This is a genomic window from Streptacidiphilus neutrinimicus, from assembly GCF_000787815.1.
Classification (GTDB): domain Bacteria; phylum Actinomycetota; class Actinomycetes; order Streptomycetales; family Streptomycetaceae; genus Streptacidiphilus; species Streptacidiphilus neutrinimicus.
Map to the genome: position 1 here is coordinate 10,309 of NZ_BBPO01000117.1, position 5,046 is coordinate 15,354.

Annotated in this window: 4 protein-coding genes; all 4 read left to right on the plus strand. The window is 70.5% G+C overall.

The genetic code is table 11. The features are described from left to right. The coding region (locus tag TR48_RS36090) for a class F sortase (RefSeq protein WP_369405629.1) at window positions 1-768 on the plus strand (768 nt) is incomplete at its 5' end. A gap of 82 nt (window positions 769-850) precedes the next feature. Further along, complete coding sequence (locus tag TR48_RS36095; protein WP_236652483.1) at window positions 851-2,152, plus strand: tetratricopeptide repeat protein; 1,302 nt, start codon at window positions 851-853, stop codon at window positions 2,150-2,152. A gap of 281 nt (window positions 2,153-2,433) precedes the next feature. Next, a complete protein-coding gene (gene nicT, locus TR48_RS36100; protein WP_042374816.1) occupies window positions 2,434-3,507 on the plus strand; it encodes a Nickel transporter NicT in 1,074 nt (357 codons plus the stop codon). Between the two features lie 696 nt (window positions 3,508-4,203). Then, a complete protein-coding gene (locus TR48_RS36105) occupies window positions 4,204-4,887 on the plus strand; it encodes an ANTAR domain-containing protein (protein ID WP_042374825.1) in 684 nt (227 codons plus the stop codon). Window positions 4,888-5,046: the final 159 nt, after the last annotated feature.

Here is a 5,046-nt window from a genome sequence, read left to right on the forward strand (position 1 = left end):
GGCGTGACACCCCCCGCCACACCAGGCCGGCGGCCCTCCACCCAGGAGGGCCGCCGGCCGCGGCGCGTCCAGCCCGCACTGCTCGTCCGCGGCCTGCGTCCCGCCCGGCCCTGGCGCCTGGCCGGCGCCCTCGCCGTCGCGGTCGGCCTCACCCTGGCTATCACCGGCGCCTTGATCCTCCTCACCACCCCGGCCAGCCGGTCCGTCGCCCCCGTGGACGTCGGAACCCTCCCGCCCGCGCCGGTCACTGAGGTCCCGTCTCCGGCCGCCGGTGCCGCCGCGCCCGCACCGGCGCCGGTCCGGATCCGCATCCCGGGCATTCACCTGGACAGCGCTCTGGTCGACCTCCAGGTCCAGCAGGACGGCCACCTCGCCGCCCCCCAGGATCCCGGCCAGGTCGGCTGGTGGAGCGACGGCCCCCGCCCCGGCGACCCGGGCGCGGCGATCATCGTCGGCCACATCGACTCCCTCACCGGCCCCGCCACCTTCTACAACCTGTCCGCGCTGCGCCCAGGCGACACCATCACCATCGACCGCGCCGACCATACCCGCATCGCCTTCACCGTCCAGGCCCTGCGCCAGTACCCCAAGAACTCCATCCCCGACCAGGACGTCTACACCGCAACCGGGGCGCCGGCGCTGCGCCTGATCACCTGCGGCGGCATGTACGACCATCAGGCCCACCAGTACCTGGACAACCTCGTCGTCTACGCCGCACTGCCCACCCCCGTCCACCCGCGGCACTTCCACTTCCTCGACCGCGTCTGACCCCATCAACCCGGAGCGGGAATTGACAACGCACCACCACCCACAGTCCCGTCGCCTGCGCCGCGGCGTGGTGTCCGCAGCCGTGACCATCGCCCTCGGGGTCGGGCTGTTCCTCGCCGGCGGACTCGCCCTGGCCCCCTGGCAGGCGTCCCCCGGCAGCGAGACTGCTTCCTCGCTCGACCAGGGCGCCGCCCCAGCCGCCGGCGACCCGCTGTCCGCCGACATCGCATCCCTGCAAGCCCAGCTACGGCAGACACCCACCGATGCGCAGGCGCTCGCCGCCCTCGGGCTGGAATACGTCCAACAGGCCAAGAACACGGCCGACCCCAGCTACTACCCCAAAGCCGAAGCCGCCCTTCAGCGTTCCCTCGCCCTGCAGAAGGCCGACAACTTCACCGCCGAGGGCGGCATGGCCGCGCTCGAGAACGCCCGGCACCACTTCACCGCCGCACTCGGGTGGGCCCGCCAGGCCGTCGCCGTCAACCCCTACAACTCCACCCTGTTCGGGACTCTCGCCGACGCCTACACCCAGCTCGGCCGCTACGACGAGGCCGCCGACGCCGTCCAGCGCATGGTCGACCTGCGGCCCGGCGCCCCCTCCCTGGCCCGCGCCTCCTACGTCGCGGAACTGCGAGGCGACATCGCCACCGCCCGACACGACATGCAACGAGCGCTCCAGGACTCCGGCAGCCCCACCGACCAGGCCTTCGCCTACTACTACCTCGGCCAGCTCGCCTTCAACAACGGCGACCCCAGCGCCGCCCTCGCCCACGCCCGGCAAGGCCTCGCCGTCGCCCCCACCTACACCCCGCTGCTGCAGGCCAAAGCCCAGGCCGAGGCCGCCCTGGGCCAGACCGACGCCGCCATCACCGACCTCACCCAGGCCACCGCCCGCGTCCCCCAACCCGAATACGTGCTCCAACTCGGCGAGCTTGACCAATCCCTCGGCCGGACCGCGCAGGCCACCGAGCAGTACCAGCTCTTCCGGGCCGAGCAGCAGCTCTTCACCGACAACGGCGTCACCCCCGACTCCGACGCCGCGCTCTTCGAAGCCGACCACGGCAACCCCCAGCAAGCCCTGGCCGTCGCACGCGCCGGCCTGAAAACCCGGCCCTTCCTCGAAACCCACGACGCCCTCGCCTGGGCCCTCTACCTCAACCACCTCGACCGCCAGGCCCTGGCCGAATCGGACCAAGCTCTGGCCCAGGGCACCCGCAACGCCCTCTTCCACTACCACCGCGCCCTGATCCAGCTCGCGCTCGGCGACACCACCGGCGCCCGCACCGAACTGACCACCACCCTCGCTATCAACCCCTACTTCAACCCCCTCGACGCCCCCCGAGCACGCGCCCTCCTGAGCGGCCCGGACCTGAAGACCCGGTAGGTCAAGGCGGGCGCTCGCCCCACCGGCCGCACACCGGTGCACCTCAACGGCGACCGCAACCTCCCACCCGCGCCACCTGGGCCTCACTGCGTGCGTCTGGGTGAACCCGGACCGTGACAACGCCGCCTATTGCGCATACATTGCAACTAATGTGACTGTGCGTCCAGGTTGTGCCGCGCCTCTCCCTGCCCGTCAAGGAAGCAGAGCCCATGACGACCTCCGCCCCCACCGCCTCAGAAGGCGCTTCCTCGCGTTCGCGCCGATCCCGCGTCCGGACATCGATGTCCCGTCAGGAATGGATCCGCGCGGGCGCTATGGCCGCCTTCATCCTCGCGCTCCACATCATCGGCTGGTTCACCCTCGTCGCGATCGTGGCCCCGCAGCACCTGAGCCTGGGCACCAAGACCTTCGGGATCGGCATCGGCATCACCGCCTACACCCTCGGCATGCGCCACGCCTTCGACGCCGACCACATCTCCGCGATCGACAACACCACCCGCAAGCTCATGAACGACGGCCAGCGCCCGCTCTCGGTCGGGTTCTGGTTCTCCCTCGGCCACTCCAGCGTCGTATTCGCCCTCACGTTCCTGCTCAGCCTCGGCGTCAAGGCCCTGGCCGGCCCGGTCAAGGACGACAACTCCGCCCTGCACCACTACACCTCGCTGATCGGCACCGGCGTCTCCGGCGCCTTCCTCTACATCATCGCGGCCGTCAACATCGTCATCCTGGCCGGCATCCTCAAGGTCTTCCGCCAGATGCGGTCAGGCGCGTTCGACGAGGCCGCCCTAGAAGTGCAACTCACCAACCGCGGCCTGATGAACCGCGTCTTCGGCAAGCTCATGAAGTCCATCACCAAGCCCGGTCAGATGTACCCGGTCGGCATCCTGTTCGGCCTCGGCTTCGACACCGCCACCGAGGTCGCCCTCCTGGTCCTGGCCGGCTCCGGCGCGGCCTCCGGCCTGCCCTGGTACGCGATCCTCTGCCTGCCGGTCCTGTTCGCCGCCGGCATGAGCCTGCTGGATGCCATCGACGGCTCCTTCATGAACTTCGCCTACGGCTGGGCTTTCTCCAAGCCCGTCCGCAAGGTCTACTACAACCTCACCATCACCGGCCTCTCGGTCGCCGTCGCCCTGATCATCGGCACCGTCGAACTGCTGTCCATCCTCCAGTCCCAGCTCGACCTGACCGGCCCCTTCTGGACCGCCGTCACCGGCCTCGACCTCAACACCATCGGCTTCATGATCGTCGGCCTGTTCGTCGCCACCTGGATCTTCGCTCTCGCCTACTGGCGCCTGGCTCGCATCGAAGACAAATGGACCACCCACCTCCAGCCCACCGAACAGGAAGCCGACTGAGCCCGGGCGAGGTCAAGAGGAGGCACGCCCGCCCCGGGCGGCCAGCGCTATCAGACCACGCATGCGCTCCCCTGAACCACGACGAACCGTCAGCGACGCTCCAGCCTCTCTACCGTCATCCCATGCAAGAGCTCCGTTCCCGCCACGGCGGCTGCACGGCGCTGGCTGGCTGACGCTCGGACCGCATCACGTCCAAGCATGCGAGCGCAGGAACGGGCCGGGGGCGGCACCGCTGATCCGGACTACGCTGTTGACATACGACCCGGTATTGCCAGGGCGAAAGATTGACGCAGCTCGGGAGCGGGCCGAGCAAGACGGCGGGTGTGTTCCGCATGGCCGGGGTCCGGCAACGGTGCCGGCCTGGCCGCGACGTAGACGCTGCTTGAAGAGGTCGCGATGGGCCGCATCCACAGAGCCGGCACCCTTTCCTCGACGGCCCTGCCGCCCGAGCGGTGCCCAAGCGGTGCCTGCGCGCTGGCCCGACGCTGACGATGGTGCGCCGGTGGTCGCCCTGCTCGGGGAGCCAGAACTGCATCGCGACGGCCCTCTTTTCTGGCGTGGGCCGGACCTGTTCGCGGCGACTCGGTGCCTGCGGTACGGCTCGCGTTCTTTCCTCTGGGAAGCCTTCGAGTGGGCCGCCCGTGCGGCTGTGCCCCGGGGGCACCTGGAATGGGGCGACTGGTGATCAGTGACGGCATGGCCGAGGTTCTGCGGCTGCTTCAGCGCGACGAAGGGTTCGACGCCGCAGCGGAAGTGGCTGCGCGGGCTGCGGCGACCTTGGGTGTGGACGGCCTGACGGTGTCGCTGGCGACGGAGAGTGAGCGGGCGGAGCTGATGTGGTGCACCGACGAGGCTGCTGGCCAGTTCGAGGACCTGCAGTTCACTCTGGGCGAGGGCCCCGGCCCCGATGCTGTGCGCGGCGGCGCGATGGTGCTGGTGCGGCCCGGGCGCTGGCCGACGCTGGGAACGGAGACGGCCGGCCTGGGGGCCCGCGCGGTGTTCTGCTTCCCGATGGGGATCGGGGCGATCCGCGTCGGCGTGCTGGCAGTGGTGCGTCGGACGGCGGGACCGCTGACCGATGGGCAGGTCGGTGACGCGCAGGTCCTGGCCCATGCCCTGACCGGGCGTGCGCTGGGCGGCAGGGTCCCGGGCCAGGACGGTGCCGCGCTGCTGCACGCGGTCGTGCACCAGGCCACCGGCATGGTCAGCGTCCAGCTCAAGATGTCCCTGCCCCAGGCCCTGCTGCGGCTGCGCGCGCACGCCTACTCCAGCGGCCGCCCCCTCACCGACGTCTCCCGGAACGTGGTCGCGCGGCGGCTGCGCCTGGACCTCAACGGCAACGGCGACGGCTCCCCGTTGCCCGATTCAGACAAGGACTGATCGCCATGGCCCGCGAGCAGCAACTGACCAAGGTCTTCGTGGAGGTCGCCGACTCCCTGATCGATGGCTTCGACCTGATCGACTTCCTCCAGCAGCTGTCCGAGCGCTGTGTGGAACTGCTGGACGTATCGGCCTGCGGGGTGCTGCTGGCCGACGAGC

Bases quoted from the DNA above. Each gene is read 5' to 3' on its own strand.
- nicT (WP_042374816.1), top strand. From the start codon at position 2,434: ATGTCCCGTCAGGAATGGATCCGCGCGGGCGCTATGGCCGCCTTCATC.
- TR48_RS36105 (WP_042374825.1), top strand. From the start codon at position 4,204: ATGGCCGAGGTTCTGCGGCTGCTTCAGCGCGACGAAGGGTTCGACGCC.